Source organism: Vibrio sp. 10N.222.49.A3, assembly GCF_041475145.1.
GTDB lineage: Bacteria > Pseudomonadota > Gammaproteobacteria > Enterobacterales > Vibrionaceae > Vibrio > Vibrio tasmaniensis_A.
In genome coordinates this window covers 1-3529 of the sequence record NZ_JBFRVM010000292.1, presented here as the reverse complement: position 1 = coordinate 3529, position 3529 = coordinate 1, and the positions used below count along the sequence as shown (strand labels likewise).

Genomic DNA, 3529 nt, shown 5'->3' with positions numbered 1-3529 from the left:
GGTTTATGGCGCGTTTACGATATATCGACACAGCTTGAAAATATGAACGTACTGGTTCAACAAAATATTGAAGGCATTGATCAATCAGCTCAAGCAAACCAAAGCGTTGTTGAAGTAACGAAAGAACTCAATTCAGAACTAAGCTTTTTTAAGTTAGACAAATAACCAGTCGATGCTAGTGTGCTTTTTCTTTAGAAATTAAGCCCCCTTGATTTAGATGTAATAATTGAGACCATGACAAGATAGCCGCCATTGAGCGGCTATTTTTTTGTCTGGTATATGTGCTATCGAACACATTTCGCGACTGATCCACATCGATGTACGGGCAAAGCGGCGCCTGTAATCTAGTTAGACTACGTGAGATTAATGCTGCGGAACGCGCTTCAAAGACTCTAACTTTTCAACTAAAAAATCAATAAAAAAGCGTACATGAGGTCTTGGATATTGAGTATTCTTATATATTGCGAATATTTCGCCACTCCCTTGCTCACTGTGCATTGAGGTCCATTGAGGGAGTAACTCCCTTAACTGTCCATTTTCTAAGTACGGTTTTAGCATCCAGTCAGACAGTAAAAGAACGCCAACTCCGCTAAGCGCAGCATGTAAAAGAGGTGAGCCGCCTTTTGATATCAAATTGCCTGTCACTAACACTTTTTTGTTAACTGCATTTTTCTTAAAGTACCAATAGTTTTTTTGCCGTTCATGGCTTATCAGCAAACAGTTGTGATCTTGCAACTCTTCGGGTTTATCGATAGTTCAGTACTTTTCAATATACGACGGGGCTGCGACCAATGATGCGTTATTGGTCAGTAGATTACGAGCCTTGAGTCGACTGTCTTGTGGTGTACCAATACGGATAGCGACATCAATATTTTCACTGTTTAGATCAACCACGTTGTTATCCAGCTCTAACTCAACTTGTATTTTAGGGTACCGCTCAAGGAACTCTGGAATTAATGGAGTAAGGCACAGGTTACCAAAGCTTTCAAAAACGGAAACTCGCAGTACCCCTTCAGGGGGGCCTTGATCACCTTGCATTTCTTCTAACAATCTATTGCTATCTTGTAATATTTTGGCCGATTGTTGGTGAAAATATTGACCTTCTTCAGTCAGCATTAGTTGTCGTGTACTGCGTTTAAAAAGCGAAGATTTAATCTTACTTTCCAAGTTATCTATATTTCGTGCGACCGAAGAAGGAGCCATATTGAGAGCTCGGCCTGCCTGAGAAAAGCTTCCAGACTCCACGACTTGGTCAAATATTTTGATTAGCTCTAACATATGCCCACCTTTGCGTTTTGCGCATAACTAATTCGCATAATATGTGTATTCTGCTTATATTTCGAATTGTGCACAATGGCTCCGTCGCATTGATAGCGATATTCATTAATCAAATATAGGTGCCAAAATGTTAAAACGTATCGACCTCGCTCAAGTTCAACCTGACGCTTTAAGTGCAATGCTGTCTATCGAAGGCTATTTATCTGACGTGGCGTTATCGAGTGAACTAAAAGAGATGATTAAAATCAGAGCATCAATCATCAACAAATGTGCTTACTGTATTCAAATGCACACAGCTGAAGCGTTGAAGATCGATATCTCTCAGCAAAAGCTGTTTGCTCTCGCAGCATGGCAAGAGTCGCCACTCTTCAATGACACTGAGCGCGCAATTTTGACTCTAACGGATGAAATGACGCTGATTTCGAATTCGGGTGTTTCGGATGCGACTTATCAGCAATGTCTAAGCTTATTAGGAGATGAGTTACTCGCACAGTCTATGATGCAAGTAATCATGATTAATGCTTGGAATCGCTTTGCACTTGCCACAAAAATGACTCACGGATAAAAATTAAAATCAGAACAAGTCCATGTAACTGAGATCAAAAAAGGTTACAGGCTCTTGTGAGCTTGTAGCCTTCTAAATTAATTAGTTCTAGTGCTTTTTGTATATTAGAAATCAAAAGAAAGGCTGAAATCCCAGTAATTCCAATCTGAATTATTTAAATCAAAATGATGCGATAGATACGGTTTTACACCCCATAGATTGAGTGTGAAACCAAGGTTAATGTAGCTATCGGCCTGACTCTGTGTTTCACGATAATCATAGTCAATGTTTTTGAATGATAACTTATTGTAGTGCTGTTTATCATGGCCATATGAAGTTGATAAATTTAGCCAGTTATTAACTTCGTAGCTCGCACCAACTAACTTGTTCAAATAGATACGCTCGTGCCTGATTCGCGTATCCCAATTTGAACTTGAGAGATCTTGTCGATCGATGTATTGAGCGTCAAAGTTTGAGAAGAAAACGGTGTTTTGGTATTTGAAAGCTGAAAATATACCCGTGGTGTACACTCCCGTTTTATCTGTATTTCCACCAATGGAAGCTGATACCTCATTGTAGACTTCATCAAATAAGAAGAACGAATACCCGAGTCCTATATCACCAAATTGGTCGGAGTCGACGGAACCAAATAAACGCCATTCATCATTGATATTGTAGGATGCATTAAGTGTAAAGACGTATTGGTTTGAATAGTCGCCTAAGAAGTTACTTTGGCTCATGGTGACGTCGAATGTTTGATTTACAAATTCGACATAGTCAAACGTGTCATCGGTATTTGATGCTATGTGGGTAGCAGTATAGGGTTCGGCACTGTAGGCGATGTTACTCGCGACTAAAATAGAAAGTGGAATAGTGAAAAAAATTACGTTGCGAAAGGCTTGTATAAGCAAAACAAATGTCTCGGTAAATGATGTCCCTATTATGGATAGAAGTAAGCCCTGTATCGGTCAGGGCTTACTGTTCATTTAAATTAGCCGCGAGCGTTCATTACGCGGTTTTTAAGTTGTTGAATGTTTTTCTTAAAGTTAGGGTTTGAACCAATGTGGCTCTTGATGTTGTCGACGGTTTGTTGAGCTACATCATTCAAGTAAATACCATCAATTCGACCTGACTCTCTGTCGACTGTAATGTGAATTTCACCGCCTTTAGTTGATTCGATGTAACCACCATCTGTACTGATGTCACCAGTGATGTGATTGACTAGCTTTCCGTTTTCGTCGTAAATCTTCACACCATCGTTATGGTGACGCTCATCAATGACGTAACCATCGATTGCATCGTGTGTTGTAATCATCCAAACGTTGTCACCTACTTTAGCTAACTGACGGCCGTTGTCAGCGTCTGGCGTTGCTTCAATTGGGTTTGTTGGGTTGATTTGAATCGGGTGACCTAGTGTTGGTTTCCATTCCTTCACAAGGTTGTGGTCGCTGTCGCGAACGTAAACAGTACCGTTTTCAATGCTTAAGTAGCCATCGACTTCACCGTGAGTCGATACTTGCCACATGTTGTCTGCAATTTGGTCAACTTGACGGCCATTGTCAGCATCTGGCGTTGCTTCAATTGGGTTTGTTGGGTCGATTTGAATCGGGTGACCTAGTGTTGGTTTCCATTCAGTTACAAGGTTGTGGTCGCTATCACGAACGTAAACCGTGCCGTTTTCAATGCTCAAGTAGCCATCGACTTCAC

Annotated in this window: 2 protein-coding genes and 2 pseudogenes; 1 reads left to right on the top strand and 3 read right to left on the bottom strand. The window is 40.6% G+C overall.

Translation table 11 applies throughout. The annotated features are described in order from the left end of the window. Nucleotides 1-363 precede the first annotated feature (363 nt). A pseudogene (locus tag AB4589_RS25110) lies at nucleotides 364-1278 on the bottom strand (LysR family transcriptional regulator). 127 nt (nucleotides 1279-1405) lie between these two features. On the opposite strand from AB4589_RS25110, the gene AB4589_RS25105 reads away from it, so the two are divergent. Continuing rightward, nucleotides 1406-1843, top strand: a complete 438-nt coding sequence (locus AB4589_RS25105) for a carboxymuconolactone decarboxylase family protein (RefSeq protein ID WP_012601271.1) — start codon at nucleotides 1406-1408, stop codon at nucleotides 1841-1843. 104 nt (nucleotides 1844-1947) lie between these two features. Here the strand turns inward: AB4589_RS25105 and AB4589_RS25100 are convergent, their stop codons facing one another. Together AB4589_RS25100 and AB4589_RS25095 are read right to left on the bottom strand one after the other, a co-directional pair. Continuing rightward, nucleotides 1948-2733 (bottom strand): hypothetical protein, encoded by a 786-nt coding sequence (locus AB4589_RS25100; RefSeq protein WP_372101925.1) that lies wholly within the window; start codon nucleotides 2731-2733, stop codon nucleotides 1948-1950. Between the two features lie 80 nt (nucleotides 2734-2813). Continuing rightward, nucleotides 2814-3529 (bottom strand): annotated as a pseudogene (locus tag AB4589_RS25095) (hypothetical protein); the annotation flags it as partial.